The organism is Pseudomonas saudimassiliensis, assembly GCF_000939975.1.
Classification (GTDB): domain Bacteria; phylum Pseudomonadota; class Gammaproteobacteria; order Pseudomonadales; family Pseudomonadaceae; genus Halopseudomonas; species Halopseudomonas saudimassiliensis.
Map to the genome: position 1 here is coordinate 178363 of NZ_LK391969.1, position 15913 is coordinate 194275.

The following is a 15913-nucleotide window of genomic DNA, read 5'->3' on the forward strand; positions in this document are numbered from 1 at the left end:
ATCGAAGGGCGGCTTATTAGAAGGGAGAGGCTTTGTTACAATGCCCGCAATCTTTATCAAGCCTCTTCACCGTGAGTAGCCCATGCTGGAAAAACTGACCCATCTCAAACAGCTGGAAGCGGAAAGCATCCACATCATTCGTGAGGTTGCCGCCGAATTCCAGAACCCGGTAATGCTCTATTCCATCGGCAAGGATTCGGCCGTCATGCTGCACCTGGCGCGCAAGGCCTTCTACCCGGGCCGGCTGCCATTCCCAGTGCTGCATGTGGACACCGGCTGGAAATTCCGCGAGATGTACAGCTTTCGCGAGCGTATGGTCGAAGAGATGGACCTGGACCTGCTGGTGCACATGAACCCGGACGGCATCGAGCAGGGCATCGGCCCGTTTACCCACGGTAGTGCGGTACACACCGACGTGATGAAGACCCAGGGCCTGAAGCAGGCGCTGGACAAATACGGCTTCGACGCGGCCTTCGGCGGTGCCCGCCGTGACGAGGAGAAGTCCCGCGCCAAGGAGCGCGTTTACTCCTTCCGCGACAAGCATCACCGCTGGGACCCGAAAAACCAGCGCCCGGAACTCTGGAACATCTATAACGGCAAGGTGCACAAGGGCGAAAGCATCCGCGTGTTCCCCCTGTCGAACTGGACCGAGCTCGACATCTGGCAATACATCTACCTGGAAAGCATCCCGATCGTGCCGCTGTACTTTGCCGCAGAGCGCCCGGTGGTTAACCGCGATGGCTCGCTGATCATGGTGGACGACGAGCGCATGCCGCTGAACCCCGGCGAGACCCCGGAAATGAAAATGGTGCGCTTCCGTACCCTGGGCTGCTACCCGCTGACCGGCGCCGTGGAATCCACCGCCGCCACGTTGCCGGAAATTATCCAGGAAATGCTGCTGACCCGTACTTCCGAGCGCCAGGGCCGCGTGATCGATCACGATCAGGCAGGTTCTATGGAAGAGAAAAAACGTCAAGGCTACTTCTAAGCGCCGCCCGGAGAATTGAGTAATGAGTCACCAATCTGATTTGATCAGCCAGGATATCCTGGCCTACCTGGGGCAGCACGAGCGCAAGGAACTGCTGCGTTTTCTTACCTGCGGCAACGTGGATGACGGCAAGAGCACCCTGATCGGGCGCCTGCTGCATGACTCCAAGATGATCTACGAAGATCACATGGAAGCTATTACCCGCGACTCGAAGAAGTCCGGTACCACCGGCGAGGAAGTGGACCTGGCGTTGCTGGTTGACGGCCTGCAGGCTGAGCGCGAGCAGGGCATCACCATTGACGTGGCCTACCGCTATTTCTCTACCGCCAAGCGCAAGTTCATCATCGCCGATACCCCCGGCCACGAGCAGTACACCCGCAACATGGCCACCGGGGCGTCCACCTGTGACCTGGCGATCATCCTGATCGACGCCCGTTACGGCGTGCAGACCCAGACCCGCCGGCACAGCTTTATCGCCTCCCTGCTGGGTATCAAGCACATTGTCGTTGCGGTCAACAAGATGGACCTGCTGGACTTCGACCAGACGGTGTTCAACCAGATCTGCGCCGACTACAGCGAGTTTGCCAAGGGCCTGGATACCCTGGCCAATAGCTCGATTCATTTCGTGCCCATGTCTGCCCTGAAAGGCGACAACGTGGTCAACCGCAGCGAGCGCAGCCCCTGGTACACCGGCCCCTCGCTGATGGAAATCCTCGAAACCGTGGAAGTGGCGGCCGACCGAAATCTGACCGATCTGCGCTTTCCGGTCCAGCTGGTTACCCGGCCCAACCTGAACTTCCGCGGCTTTGCCGGCACCATCGCCTCGGGCGTGGTCAGCAAGGGCGACGAGCTGGTGGCACTGCCCTCGGGCAAGACCAGCCGGGTCAAATCCATTGTTACCTTCGACGGCGAGCTGGATGCCGCCGGTCCCGGCCAGGCCGTCACCCTGACCCTGGAAGACGAGATCGACATTTCCCGCGGCGACATGCTGGCCCACGTGGACAACCAGCCGGTGATCGGGGATCTGTTCGAGGCCAGCCTGGTGTGGATGTCGGAGCAGCCCATGCAGCCGGGGCGCAAATACGACATCAAGCGCGCCACCAGCTACAGCCCGGGCTCCTTTACCCGTATCCACTTCCGCCAGGATGTTAATACTCTGGCCCATGAAGAGGCCGGCGAACTGGCATTGAACGAAATTGCCCGGGTCGAGCTGGCGTTGGAACGCCCTATCGCCTATGACGATTACCGTGCCAACCGCACCACTGGCGCCTTTATCGTCATCGACCGCATGACCAACGGCACCGTCGGCGCCGGCATGATCGTGGCCAAGGCGCAGGCAACCCAGCACAGCGCTGGCGGTCATGGCCAGTTTGCCCACGTCACCCCGAGTGAGCGGGCGATCCGCTACGGCCAGGAGCCGGTTACGCTGTTGTTCACCGGCCTGTCCGGCGCCGGCAAGAGCACCCTGGCCTACGCCGTTGAGCGCCGCCTGTTCGACCGCGGCCGCGCCTGTTTTGTGCTGGATGGCAAGGCCATGCGCCAGGACCTGAGCAAGGGCATTGGTCGGGACGCGGCCGGTCGCGCAGAGAACCTGCACCGGGGCGCCCGTGTGGCCCGCCAGCTGAACCAGGCTGGCCTGATCGCGCTGGGCGCTTTTGTGGCGCCGACGGCGGAAAGCCGCGCAACCGCGAAACACATCCTGGGTGATCGTTGCCTGATGGTGTATCTGAACACGCCGCTGGAAGTCTGCCAGGAGCGTGACCCTTCCGGTCTGTACGCCGCAGGGGAAGAGGGCACCATCCCGGGCGTTTCCTATCCCTACGAAGCGCCTGAAGATGCCGATCTGGTGATCAATACCGCCGAGCTGGATCTGGCGGCGAGTGTCGACAAGGTTGTCGAGCTGCTGCGCGAGCGCTCGCTGATCTGAGCGGTATCCCTCCGGCGGGCAGCAATGCCCGCCACTTTTTCCCGCTTGATTGTGTATCCTTTGCCGTCCATAGAATGTGATAGTCGGGCGGCAACAGATTCCAGATGAAACCAGCTGATATCGATTTCATGCGCGAGGCCATCGCCGAAGCGCGCAAGGGTGCCGATCTGGGCGAAGTGCCGGTGGGCGCGATCCTGGTCCGTGATGGCAAGATCATCGGCCGCGGCTTCAATCAACCCATCAGCAGCCACGACCCCAGCGCCCACGCGGAAATGGTCGCCCTGCGCCAGGCCGCGGCCAGCGACGCCAACTACCGCCTGCCAGGCACCACCCTCTACGTCACCCTCGAACCCTGCACCATGTGCTCGGGGTTATTGGTGCACAGCCGCATCAGCCGCCTGGTGTTTGGGGCCAGCGAGCCGCGGTCGGGAGCGGTGGTGAGTCGGGCGCAGGTTTTGGACCAGCCTTGGTTAAATCACCGGGTGCAGGTGGAGGGCGGGGTGCTGGCCGACGAATGTGGGGCGATATTGACGGAGTTCTTTCGGGCGCGGCGGTAGGGCTTTTATCTATTCCCCCTCTCTCCCCAGCCCCGCTCCGCGCCCCGGCCCTTCGCAGAGCTCAGGGCGCTCAAGCGGGCGAAGCAGTGCTTCGCTTATTCCGCTTTCGCCCCGCGAGGGGAGAGGGGAAAAGGCTCACACTACACCATCATCAAATCCCCTGCGGTAACTGCTCCAGGATCCCCGGCGCATGGTACTGCTCATCTGGCATCTGCGGGGTTTCGGACTGCGGCTGGGTTACCCAGGTGAGGATCTCGTAGTAGCGGCGAATGTTTTGCACATAGTGCACCGGCTCGCCGCCCCGGGCGTAGCCGTAGCGGGTCTGGCTGTACCACTGCTTCTTCGACAGCAGCGGCAGGTGATCCTTCACATCAATCCAGCGGTTGGGGTCGCGGCCATTGTTGCGCGTCAGGATGCGGGCGTCGTCCAGGTGCCCGATACCAACGTTGTAGGCTGCCAGGGCGAACCAGGTGCGGTCGGGCTCGGGAATGTCGGTTGGCAGCTGATCACGCACCCAGATCAGATAGCGCGCGCCGCCGGCAATACTCTGCGCTGGATCAACCCGGTTGGTCACGCCAACAAACTTGGCGGTGGGCAGGGTTAGCATCATCAGGCCGCGCACGCCGGTGGGTGAGCGCGCATCCACGTCCCACAGCGATTCCTGATAGGCCATGGCCGCCAGCAGGCGCCAGTCCAACCCTTGTTGATCACCCGCCTGGCGGAACATTTTTTCAAAGCGCGGCAGCCGCTGCTGCATATGTCGGGCGAAGGCGCGGGCACCAACATAATCCAGCACGTCGGCATGGCCGTAGAAACGCTCAAGCAATTGGTCAAGGGTGCCGTCGGCGCGGATGCTGTCGAAGAACTTGTTCACCTCCAGCAACAGGCTGTCATCCTCGCCACCGGGCAGCGCCCAGGCCATCGGCTGGGTCGGGCCCAGATCGAAGCCCACGTGCACGGCGGGGTAGAACGCCTGGTTGACGATCAGCTCGTTGGAATAGACCACCGCAAAGTCGAGCTCGCCGTCGTTGACCATGCGCAGCAGGTCCACTACCTCAAGGTTGTCCGACTCTTCGAACGCCAGCTGCGGATGCTCGGTTTGCAGCTCACGCAACTGGTCAGCCAGGGAGCTGCCTCGCAATACCATGATGCGCCTGTCGTACAGATCCTCGATGCCCCGCGGCTGGCGATTGCCCCGGCGGTACACCACCTGGGGCGTCACCTGCAGATAGGGCTCGGCAAACTGGATCTGGCCGGCGCGGGCCGGGTTGGCGGTCAGCCCGGCTGCGGCCAGGTGGGGGCCCTTGTCCTGCGCCAATTGGTTATAGATATTCTCCAGCGTAGGGCTGGTGATCATGGTCAGATCAAGTTCCAGGCGGTCGGCAAAGCGCTTGCTCAGCTCATACTCCAGCCCGGTGTCGCCGTGCCGGCCCTGGTAATAGGTCGTCGGCGTGTTACGGGTGACCACGCGCAGCGTGCCTTCCTCGCGCAGCTGCTCCAGCCGGCTGGGTTGTTCACAGGCAGCCAGCAGCACCGAGCACAGCAAGGCGAGGACGGGGACAGCGGCGTGATGGAGACGGCGTTTTGACATGCGCCCAGTATAAGTAAATCCACCCCCCGGCAATAGGGCACGATTGTCACTGGCCGGGGAGGGGGGTGCGGCTGGTCGCGGCTGGCCGCTGCCCAATAGCCCGAACGCGCCGCATGGGGTATCCTATGCGCCTTCTTTTCCATTTCCCAGAATCTCCGAGGCCGAAACCAACATGCATATCCTGCGTGGCGCCCCAGTCCTTTCCGATTTCCGACGCAACAAGTTGCTTGCGCGACTGCAACAGCAGGTTCCCGGCGTGAGCGGCGTGTATGCCGAGTTCATGCATTTTGCCGACCTGATTGGTGAATTGGCGGAACAGGACCAGGCGGTACTGGACCGTTTGCTCAAATACGGCCCCAAGGTGGCGGTCGAAGAGCCGACGGGCACGCTGGTGCTGGTAGTCCCCCGTTTTGGCACCATTTCGCCCTGGTCGAGCAAGGCTACGGACATCGCCCATAACTGCGGCCTGAGCGCCATTGCCCGCCTTGAGCGGGGCATTGCCTATTATGTCGATGGGGAGCTGAGCGCTGCGGAGCTGCAGCAAGTGACGGCGCTGCTGCACGACCGGATGACCGAGCTGGCACTGGATAACGTGGACGCGGCCGCCCAACTGTTCCACCACACCGAACCGAAGCCGTTCAATCGGGTGGACATCCTCGAGGGCGGCAAGGCCGCGCTGGAGCAGGCCAACACCGAGCTGGGCCTGGCCCTGGCCGATGATGAAATCGATTACCTGGTCGAGAGCTTCCAGGGGCTAGGTCGTAACCCCAGCGACGTCGAGCTGATGATGTTCGCCCAGGCCAACTCCGAGCATTGCCGCCACAAGATCTTCAACGCCAGCTGGGACATCGACGGCCAGGCGCAGGAAAAAAGCCTGTTTGGCATGATCAAGAACACCTACCAGATGCGCAGCGAAGGCGTACTGTCCGCGTATAAGGACAACGCTGCGGTGATCGAAGGTTTTGTCGGCGGTCGCTTCTTCCCCGAGCCGGGCACCGAAGAATACCGCGCCCATCAGGAGCCGATCCATATCCTGATGAAGGTCGAGACGCACAACCACCCGACCGCCATTTCACCGTTCTCCGGCGCCTCCACTGGCTCCGGTGGTGAGATCCGCGATGAAGGCGCCACCGGCCGTGGCGGCAAGCCCAAGGCGGGGCTGACCGGCTTTACCGTATCCAACCTGCGCATCCCCGGCTTCGAACAGCCCTGGGAAGAAGACAACGGCAAGCCGGGCCGCATCGTGACCCCGCTGCAGATCATGATCGACGGCCCGCTCGGCGGCGCCGCGTTCAACAACGAGTTCGGCCGCCCCGCACTGACTGGCTACTTCCGCACCTTCGAGCAGACTGTACCTTCGCCCCGTGGCCCGGAAATCCGCGGCTACCACAAGCCGATCATGATTGCTGGTGGCCTGGGTAACATCCGCGCCGAGCACGTCGAAAAGGACGAGATCCCGGTCGGTGCAAAGCTGGTGGTACTCGGCGGCCCGGCCATGCTCATCGGCCTGGGCGGCGGTGCCGCCTCCTCCATGGCCACCGGCAGCAGTGCCGAAGATCTGGACTTTGCCTCGGTGCAGCGCGAGAACCCGGAAATGGAACGCCGCTGCCAAGAGGTCATCGACCGCTGCTGGCAGTTGGGCGAGAAGAACCCCATCGCCTTTATCCACGACGTGGGCGCGGGCGGGCTGTCCAACGCCTTCCCTGAGCTGGTCAACGACGGCGGTCGTGGCGGCCGCTTCGAGCTGCGCAACATCCCCAATGACGAGCCGGGCATGAGCCCGCTGGAAATCTGGTCCAACGAATCCCAGGAACGCTACGTCATGGCCGTGCCGAACGCCGACTTCGAGCGCTTCCAGGCCATTTGCGAGCGCGAGCGCTGCCCCTTCGCCGTAGTCGGTGAAGCCACCGAAGAACAGCTGCTGGTGCTCAACGACAGTCACTTCGACAACCAGCCAGTCGACATGCCGTTGTCTGTGCTGCTCGGCAAGCCGCCGCGCATGCACCGCAGCGTCAGCCGGGAAGCAGAGCAGGGCGATGACTTCGACGCCACCAGCGTGGAGCTGGAAGAGGCCGCACTGCGCGTGCTGCGCCTGCCGGCCGTGGCCAGCAAGAACTTCCTGATCACCATTGGTGATCGCAGCATTACCGGTCTGGTCGCCCGCGACCAGATGGTCGGCCCCTGGCAAGTACCGGTCGCCGACTGCGCCGTGACCGCCACCAGCTACGACGTGCACACCGGTGAAGCCATGGCCATGGGCGAGCGCACGCCGCTGGCGCTGCTCGACGCCCCGGCGTCCGGTCGCATGGCTGTTGCCGAAACCGTCACCAACCTGGCTGCTGCGCGGATCGACAAGCTGTCCGACATCCGCCTGTCCGCCAACTGGATGGCCGCCGCCGGCCACCCCGGTGAAGACGCGCGCCTGTACGACACGGTCAAGGCTGTCGGCATGGAGCTGTGCCCGGAGCTGGGTATCACCATCCCGGTCGGCAAGGACTCCATGTCCATGCAGACCCGCTGGAATGATGAAGGCCAGGACAAGAGCGTCACCTCGCCGATGTCCCTGGTCGTGACCGGCTTTGCGCCGGTGCAGGACATCCGCCGCACCCTGACCCCGCAGCTGCGCATCGACCAGGGCGACACCGATCTGATCCTTATCGACCTGGGCCGCGGCCAGAACCGCCTCGGCGGCTCGGCGCTGGCGCAGGTATACAACCGCATCGGCCAACAGGCACCTGATCTGGACGACGCCGAAGACCTCAAGGCCTTCTTCGCCGTGATTCAGGGCCTGAACCAGGACGACCTGCTGCTGGCCTACCACGACCGCTCCGACGGCGGCCTGCTGGCCACCGTCGCGGAGATGGCCTTTGCCGGCCACTGCGGCATCGACATCAACCTGGACGTGCTGGCCGATAGCGCAACCGATTTGCCCGCCGCCCTGTTCAACGAAGAACTGGGTGCGGTCATCCAGGTACGCCAGGACGATACCGAAGCGGTACTCAGCCAACTGGCCGCCGCCGGCCTGGGTGATTGCAGCGCCGTGATCGGCCAGCCCAAACCCGAGCAGCAGCTGGACTTCTACTACGCCGGTAAGGATGTACTGTCCGGTACCCGCGCCGACTGGCAACAGGCCTGGAGCGAAACCAGCTGGCAGATCCAGCGCCTGCGTGACAACGCCGAATGCGCCGACCAGGAGCACGAACGCCTGGCCGACGACAAGAATCCCGGCCTGCAGGCCATGCTCAGCTACGACATCAACGAAGACGTCGCCGCGCCCTACATCAACACCGGCATGCGCCCGGCGGTTGCCATCCTGCGCGAGCAGGGCGTCAACGGCCAGGTTGAGATGGCTGCCGCCTTCACCCGCGCTGGCTTCACCGCCATCGACGTGCATATGAGCGACATTCTCAGCGGCCGGGTTGACCTCGCACAGTTCCGTGGACTGGTCGCCTGTGGCGGCTTCTCCTACGGCGACGTGTTGGGCGCCGGCGAAGGCTGGGCCAAATCGATCCTGTTCAACGAACAGGCGCGTCAGGCCTTCACCGACTTCTTCGCCCGCCCGGATACCTTCTCCCTGGGCGTGTGCAACGGTTGCCAGATGCTGTCCAACCTGCGCGAACTGATTCCGGGCAGCGAGCACTGGCCGCGCTTCGTACGCAACCGCTCGGAACAGTTCGAAGCACGCGTCGCCATGGTGGAAGTGCAACCCTCGCCGTCAATCTTCCTCAGCGGCATGGTCGGCTCACGTATGCCGATCGCCATCGCCCACGGCGAAGGCTACGCCGAGTTTGCCAACAGCGCCGCCGTCGACGCCTGCGAAGCCAGCAGCAGCGTCGCCCTGCGCTTCGTCGACAACCACGGCCGCATGACCGACCGCTACCCCGCCAACCCCAACGGCTCCCCCCGCGGCATCACCGGCCTCACCACCCGCGACGGCCGCGTCACCATCATGATGCCCCACCCGGAACGCGTCTTCCGCGCCGTCCAGAACTCCTGGTACCCGGACGACTGGAGCGAAGACGGCGCCTGGATGCGCATGTTCCGCAACGCCAGGGTCTGGGTAGGCTAACAACCCACCCGACCAACAAAAATCCCGGCCACGCGCCGGGATTTTTGTATGCACACTTTGCCAGCATGCACATTTCTGCCCCCTCTCCCCTTGCGGGGCGAAAGCGGAATAAGCGAAGCACTGCTTCGCCCGCTTGAGCGCCCTGAGCTCTGCGAAGGGCCGGGGCGCGGAGCGGGGCTGGGGAGAGGGGGAAAGACCCCCAAACAACCGCTAATCTATCTCCAATCACCCGACCCCAGGAACCACCACCGCCATGAAAACAACAACCCTAACCGCCGTCATCCTCCTCACCGCGACCACCACCGCCTGCACCACCCAAACCACCCACATTTACAAACCCGACGGCAACAAACAATGCGAACCCGCCACCTCCACCCTAGCCAACAGCACCAACCAACTCACCAGCGCCGGCATTGAGGTCATCGCCTCAAACTGCGCCACCCAAACCGGCATGTCCGTAATGACCGTCTGCGGCGCCCCGACCCTCGGCCTTCACCTGCACGAAATCAATGCCAGCGACATACAAAAAGCCAAAGACCTCGGCTACGAAGACGCCAACAACCTGATCAACGAAGAGCAGGGCACAGGCTACGAAATGACCAACTGCCCCTAATGCCATTGAAATGGCCAGATGCCTGCATTATGGTTAAAGCCAAGCAGGGAATGCAGACACTCCAACAGAGGCATCGGACAGCCATCAATTCCCTCCAAGATATAGCGCTTATGCTCGGGGGCCAGGGTAGGGCGGTAGCGTACCCGCAACGAGCTAAACCCTAACCCAGCGGGCTCTGAACGCCCGCAAAGCCCTGCCCGAGCACGTGGGTATAGATCTGCGTAGTACGCACATCAGCATGCCCCAGCAGCGTTTGCACCGTACGAATATCACTACCCCTGCGTAACAACTCAGTAGCGAAGGTATGTCGGAATGTATGACAACCAACAGGCTTTTCGATACCGGTAACGCGAACTGCCTGTTTAACAGCACGCTGAATGGTACTGACATGCACATGATGGCGAACGCTCTGACCATCTTCGTCAAGACAGATCCCGCTTGAAGGGAAAAGCCACTGCCAAGCCAGCGAAACAGAAGCGCGTGGATATTTACGTCGCAACGCGAAAGGGAGAGACACAGGCACCTTGTACATTTCCTCCTGTGACCGCCATGCAGCTTCGATCTGCTCCCGCAGCCCCCGCACCGTACATAAGAGAAGCCAGTAAGCGGTACGGTTGGGCTAGCTGCTCAATGATGGACATGGCCTCCTGGTGGGAGAGTACCGTCGGCAGTCTCGGTGGTCGCTTCACCCTGACCACGTCCCCGATCTCGCCTAGAGGCTGTTCAAGGACGCGGGCATACAGAAATACGATGGCATTCAATGCGAGATTCTGAGTCGCAGCCGCAACCTGACGATCAGTGGCCAGCCAGCTGAGAAACGCATTCACATCAGACGTTCCCAGCTCAAGAGGGTGGCGCATCCCGTGGAAGCGTATGAAATAGCGGATCCAGTACCAGTAGCTTTTCTCCGTGCGGATGCTGTAGTGATTCAAGCGCATCACCGAGCGAAACTGCTCCCTCAGGCGAGGCTTATGGGCTGGGCTGTCCATATGTCATCCTTTACTGTTTTTTTATACAGTAGTAATAGATGTGCGAAATGACGAAGTCAAGCTAATACAGAAGGAGTAGAGGTAATTATGGATAAGCTACTGAATTTAAAAGAATTTAATATGGCGCTTAATCCCGGCTATCCGGAGTTATACCGAAGTCATTCTTATGCATTAGTGCCGCATGCGGTCTAATCACTGTTATGCACAAATAATCAGGAGTCACGGATGAGTTCTAGTCATATTTTTTGGCCTGCTTTGGCACAGATTCTTCTCACGCTGGTGATGTTTATCGTTCTCGGTGCGAGAAAGGCCAAGGCAGTAAAAGCCGGCAGGGTTAATCGTAAGGAAGCGGCCTTGGATAATCGGGTATGGCCCGAGGATGTCGTCAAAGTTTCCAACAATATTGCCAACCAGTTTGAGATTCCGGTTCTTTTCTACGTTCTCTGTTTCGTTCTATACAGTATCAACGCTGCCGGATCTGTCGCAGTATTTCTGGCGTGGCTCTTCGTCGTGAGCAGGTACGCCCACGCATACGTGCATGTGACTTCAAACTATATACCAGTGAGGCTGCCACTCTTCATGACCGGAGCCTTGGTCTTGCTGGCTATGCTGGCTGTATCGGTATGGAATTTGGCCGCATGACGCATGCTTGCATAACAAGTGCAGGCACGGCGACGCCTACTACATTGCGCCTTCGGCTTCATTCCGTAGGCGCGCATGCTGCAAGCGTTATGCATTAAGGGGGAGTCAGTGCTCGAACCAGTAGTTCAGGAGGAAGCCACGGGATGCGGAATCGCGTCGGTTGCCAACATTCTGGGCAAAACGTACTCAGAGATGAAGGCCGTAGCCAATGCTATGGGCATCCATGCTTCGGACAAATCGCTGTGGTCAGATACACAGTATGTCCGGCGTATGTTGTCGAGCGCAGGTGTCAAAACTTCCGCTGATGAAACCCCATTTGAATCTTGGGAGGCATTGCCCAATCTGGCGTTGTTGTCTATCAAGCACCATCAGGAAGAAGGCAAGGACTTCTGGCACTGGGTTGTATTCAAGCGCGTGGGAGGTCAACCATTTGTGCTGGATTCGGCTAGTTACCTGCCATCCAATATCCGTCAGGATTTCGACGCCATGCAGCCCAAGTGGTTCATCGAGGTCGAAAATGCATAACCAGGCGCTGTTGTCGCCGCTATCGCGGCTGGGACGGCTTACGCTTCGCTCCAGCCGCCCCAAAGCTTATCGTTAGGCAGGTTTTTATATTATGGAGTGGCTATCAAGAATCGTTGATTTGGCGAAAATTCCGACCAAATTTATCGGGTCGGTCACGGTTGTTTGCGCCATTGTTTTGCTGCTTCCTGAACCAGCACTTGAGAAGGTGGCTTTACTACAGGTTAGAGAAGACTTCGGGCAGTATTTTGGCTTAGGTCTCTTAATTAGCTCATCGATACTGCTGATTGAGTTGGGAATCTGGGGATATCGTAGTGTTAGAGCGCATTACGCTGGCCGATCGCTAAAACAACATATCCGAGACTACCTGCAAGGATTGGACGTATCAGAGAAAGCAGTCCTACGAGAATTCTTTCTCGCTAGTGCGCGTACAATTAAGCTGCCTATTGAGCAACCATCTGTATCGTCACTTATGAATGCTGGAGTTCTCGAACAGAGTGCAGCATTGGGATCTAGAACGACGGTTGGCTCTGTCTTTTCTGTATCGCTGTCTGATGAGGCTGAAACTCATCTGACTCCAGAGCTCGTGGATATAGACCAGTTTGTTCTCCACACTGACGAAGGAAAGTGGTACTTGAATGAAGAAGGACAGCAGTGGGTCATGAACAACAGGCCGAGCTTCATGCATGAATTGCAACGCCATCTTGCAGTTATGGAGGGGCGGTTCTGGTGAAACTGCCTAACCAAGCCATTAAATTCGCTCCCTACGGTCGCCGGACGCTCGTTCCTCGCGCCGTTTATGGCGAGCGTTATGCACCCTTGAGAGGTAATGTGTGAACTTAGATAGCCTGATAACAGTTGCGGGTTTGTTTGTCGCAGTTTATGCAATTATTCCTAGGGTAAGACGGTTAGAGATCTCTCTTCGATTTGGAAAGGTTGGCTGGGCAATACTATTAATCTCCATGGCGTCTATTCTGTATTTGCAGTTTTACCAAACATTTAGGTCCTTGGGCCTTACGCCAAGCTTAAATCTCTCTAGATGGTCAATCACGCCTTCTAATGCTTCATTTTTAATAATCCTGCTAATGTCCCTGGCCTTATACGTTTACCTGCGTATTAGACGACTCTCTAGATCTAACATTGTTAAATTCAGGGAATATGTTTTTGAGCTTTCACGTGAGAAAAAATACTCAGAGCTATTCTCGTTGATTGAGAGAAATATCAACCATGTTGCACGTATATATAACGGGCTCTTCGTACTCTCAAGACTCCAAGCCTATCTTCAAAGGTACTCAAGAGACTATCCAGATATTCGATCGTTGATTTCTGAGTTAGGGGGTTCTCCCAAAGAACGTGAACCAATGGGGCGTGATATAATCCACACACTTCTAAGGAAGTGCTCTGGGCTGTTGGTTCGAGTACTTCCCACCTATGAAAGAGAAAAGGAAGTCGCAACGGAAATTGTGCATGAGGTTTTGATAAACAGAAACACCGTCAAAGCGATTTCTGAAATAAGGCCGTATTTCGCGTTGCAAATATTCCCTTATGAATTTTACGAAAATAATGAATTTGTAGATACGTACCTAAGATACTTGGCAGAAGACACAAAAAGTGTTTTGTATCATGAGGTGCGCAACAATCAGAACTTGGCGGGCCGAGATCGTTATGCCCTCCCTAAAAGAAACCGGCTCCTCAATTACTTATTCGAAGATTGCAAGGTTGCTGAAAGATACGGGGTATATAAGCCTGTTGGGGAATTTGTTATTGCCCATCTAGATGAGTTATACAGCAGTTCCTTACCTGACCCATATAATGAACCTATGGGTGATTTTTTTGAGGAGGGCCAGTGGGATTCAAAACTTATGGTGGGAATTAGATTTTTCGATATCATGGTCACAAGCGCTTTGTACCAAAACATACAATGGCATATGTGGCTCTATTACTTTACGCACTTTGTTGAGCGTATCGTAAGAAATTTAGACCCCAACGAAAAACTTGTCGACTTTCATGCAGAGTGGCCTACTAAATACCATTATGCACTGTATGAAATAACCTCTTGTCTTTGTAAGTGGGTTTCTGCTGTCGACCATCTGCCATTGGATCAAGACAACGTTGCACTAGAAACGACATCGGCACACCACGAAAATGGGAACATACCTAAAAGTAGCATGTTGGCACTTGGTCAGATAGCCAAACAAATACTGGTGACTGATGCGCTTTCTGACAGATTCAAAAAATACATAATAGATATCGTATATCGACGATACTTCGAGTTGCGAAAAGTAGCCGCAACAAAGCCTTACGCAGATGCATTGATGAACTCCATTCAGTGTGGTGGGTTTAGCATGGGCAAAACATCTTATGAATACGCTCAGTATCTTCTTGATGCATTTGAAGAGTTTGATCGTATTCCATATGAGATCGATCTATCTGACGAGTTAAGAAGAAGATTGCAAGAGAATGTTGATAGATCTCAGGCATAACAAAGCGCTGCTGTCGGACAAATTTTCCGCTGCGCTCCAAGTTTGCCGCAGAGCGCGGCGTTAAATCAAAGTAGTAACATGGAGGTTCCTTGTGAAAACAATAGGTCTCATTGGTGGAATGAGCTGGGAATCAACTCAGACTTATTACCGACTGATCAACCAGAGAGTAAGAGAAGAACTCGGCGGGCTCCATTCAGCAAAGCTCGTTCTGTATAGTGTAGATTTTGCCGAAATTGAGACGTTGCAGCATCAAGGGGATTGGCGTGCAACAGGTGAAATATTGGGGGCAGTCGGCCAATCAGTTGAGTCGGCAGGTGCAGAATTTCTGGTTCTCTGTACCAACACGATGCATAAAGTCGCTTCCCAAATTGAACGCGCAGTAAGTATCCCTCTTCTTCACATCGCAGATGCTACGGCTAACGTCCTCAAAAAGGATGGCGTAACCTGTGTGGGGCTGCTTGGGACACGATTTACTATGGAGCAGGAGTTTTACCTTGGTCGTCTCCAAGACCATGGTATCCGAGTCGTTGTGCCGAATGAGACCGAACGAGAGAGTATTCATTCCGTGATTTACAATGAACTGTGCCAAGGAGTGATCAAGCCCGATTCAAAAACTGAGTATTTGGGTGTCGTAGCATCATTGGCAGAACGCGGTGCACAAGGCGTAATTTTGGGGTGCACGGAGATAGGTCTTTTGATCCAGTGCTCGGATACAGATATCAAACTGTACGATACTACAGAAATACATGCAGAGCAGGCAGTTCAGCATGCCTTGGGCAGGATTTAACAATCGGCTGCACAGCGACCGGTTTTCCGCTGCTTCGCAGCTCCAAACCGGCGCGTGAGCCGGGCGTTAGGCTATCGGGAGAGCACAGTGCCATTCAGTGAATTAACAATTCTGTATTTTCAGATTGCCGCCGCTCTGCTGATGGGGTGGGATTATTTCACGCCAAAATCATGGCGTGCTTCCATGGATGCCATGCTCGGCCGCTACTTCGCCGGTGTTCAACGAAGCGTAGATGGCGACATTTCCGAGGCGTGGAAATACCTGAAATCAAGTGCAAGCAAACTCCTTCTCTCGGTGTTTGCATTTGCAATCGCATTCTTAGTTCTCAAAATTGGCGGATCCAGCCCATGGTCAGGCCGCCCAGAAGTCATCGTTATAACGGGCCTAGTTTATCTATTTCTCACGGCGGGCGGCATACTTACCATTTTCAACATACTAATGCCCTTGCTGGTGCCGTTCGGTGTGGGCGGGATTTTCCGCGCTATAACAACATTCTTGTTGAGCACAGAAAAGGGTCCTGCGGCTGGGTTGGGATTCTTGGCCCTGCTTACCTCGTTAGTGATGCGCTATGCCAACCACACCGCGATCTAGAAGAACTTTGATATCGAGATCAACAGTGCGAACTCAATGTGGAAGCGAAGCTATAAAAAATATCCTAACAATTAGGTGAGCTGGACGCTTCGCCGCATTCGCGGCTACGCGCCAGTTACCTTTACCGTTAGGCAGCCGACAGGGAGCCGCCTCC

The 15913-nt window shown here is 57.4% G+C and carries 14 protein-coding genes; 11 read left to right on the forward strand and 3 right to left on the reverse strand.

From position 1 onward, the window contains the following. Positions 1–82: 82 nt before the first annotated feature. The 3 genes from cysD to tadA all read left to right on the forward strand — a co-directional run bounded on the left by cysD (position 83) and on the right by tadA (position 3472). Positions 83–988, forward strand: coding sequence for a sulfate adenylyltransferase subunit CysD (gene cysD / locus VG99_RS00905; protein WP_044497795.1), 906 nt, complete (start codon positions 83–85; stop codon positions 986–988). 22 nt (positions 989–1010) lie between these two features. After that, on the forward strand, positions 1011–2915 hold the full coding sequence (gene cysN, locus VG99_RS00910; protein ID WP_044497796.1) for a sulfate adenylyltransferase subunit CysN: 1905 nt from the start codon (positions 1011–1013) through the stop codon (positions 2913–2915). 104 nt (positions 2916–3019) lie between these two features. After that, positions 3020–3472 (forward strand): tRNA adenosine(34) deaminase TadA, encoded by a 453-nt coding sequence (tadA, locus tag VG99_RS00915; protein ID WP_044497798.1) that lies wholly within the window; start codon positions 3020–3022, stop codon positions 3470–3472. Positions 3473–3623: 151 nt separating this feature from the next. On the opposite strand, the gene mltF is transcribed toward tadA, so the two are convergent. Beyond that, complete coding sequence (gene mltF, locus VG99_RS00920) at positions 3624–5063, reverse strand: membrane-bound lytic murein transglycosylase MltF (protein WP_044497799.1); 1440 nt, start codon at positions 5061–5063, stop codon at positions 3624–3626. 172 nt (positions 5064–5235) lie between these two features. Between mltF and purL the strand changes: the two genes are divergently transcribed. Beyond that, positions 5236–9132, forward strand: coding sequence for a phosphoribosylformylglycinamidine synthase (purL, locus tag VG99_RS00925; protein ID WP_044497801.1), 3897 nt, complete (start codon positions 5236–5238; stop codon positions 9130–9132). A gap of 253 nt (positions 9133–9385) precedes the next feature. Further along, positions 9386–9745, forward strand: a complete 360-nt coding sequence (locus tag VG99_RS00930; RefSeq protein WP_044497802.1) for a hypothetical protein — start codon at positions 9386–9388, stop codon at positions 9743–9745. Positions 9746–9905: 160 nt separating this feature from the next. Here VG99_RS00930 and VG99_RS16405 read toward each other — a convergent pair whose 3' ends face one another. Further along, complete coding sequence (locus VG99_RS16405; protein WP_420848270.1) at positions 9906–10277, reverse strand: tyrosine-type recombinase/integrase; 372 nt, start codon at positions 10275–10277, stop codon at positions 9906–9908. After that, positions 10234–10734, reverse strand: coding sequence for a phage integrase N-terminal SAM-like domain-containing protein (locus VG99_RS16410; RefSeq protein ID WP_420848271.1), 501 nt, complete (start codon positions 10732–10734; stop codon positions 10234–10236). Before VG99_RS16410 ends, VG99_RS16405 begins: the two co-directional genes overlap by 44 nt. A gap of 225 nt (positions 10735–10959) precedes the next feature. Between VG99_RS16410 and VG99_RS00940 the strand changes: the two genes are divergently transcribed. The 6 genes from VG99_RS00940 (at position 10960) to VG99_RS00965 (ending at position 15759) form a co-directional block, all read left to right on the forward strand. After that, entirely contained in the window at positions 10960–11376 is a 417-nt protein-coding gene (locus tag VG99_RS00940) for an MAPEG family protein (protein ID WP_044497807.1), read from the forward strand. 108 nt (positions 11377–11484) lie between these two features. Further along, positions 11485–11901, forward strand: a complete 417-nt coding sequence (locus tag VG99_RS00945) for a hypothetical protein (protein WP_044501335.1) — start codon at positions 11485–11487, stop codon at positions 11899–11901. Positions 11902–11992: 91 nt separating this feature from the next. Next, a complete protein-coding gene (locus VG99_RS00950; protein WP_044497808.1) occupies positions 11993–12631 on the forward strand; it encodes a super-infection exclusion protein B in 639 nt (212 codons plus the stop codon). 100 nt (positions 12632–12731) lie between these two features. Continuing rightward, complete coding sequence (locus VG99_RS00955) at positions 12732–14381, forward strand: hypothetical protein (protein WP_158023856.1); 1650 nt, start codon at positions 12732–12734, stop codon at positions 14379–14381. 91 nt (positions 14382–14472) lie between these two features. After that, positions 14473–15168 carry an aspartate/glutamate racemase family protein gene (locus tag VG99_RS00960; protein ID WP_044497810.1) on the forward strand — a complete coding sequence of 232 codons (696 nt, stop codon included), beginning with the start codon at positions 14473–14475 and terminating at the stop codon, positions 15166–15168. A gap of 87 nt (positions 15169–15255) precedes the next feature. Then, complete coding sequence (locus VG99_RS00965) at positions 15256–15759, forward strand: hypothetical protein (RefSeq protein ID WP_158023857.1); 504 nt, start codon at positions 15256–15258, stop codon at positions 15757–15759. The last annotated feature ends 154 nt before the right edge of the window (positions 15760–15913 follow it).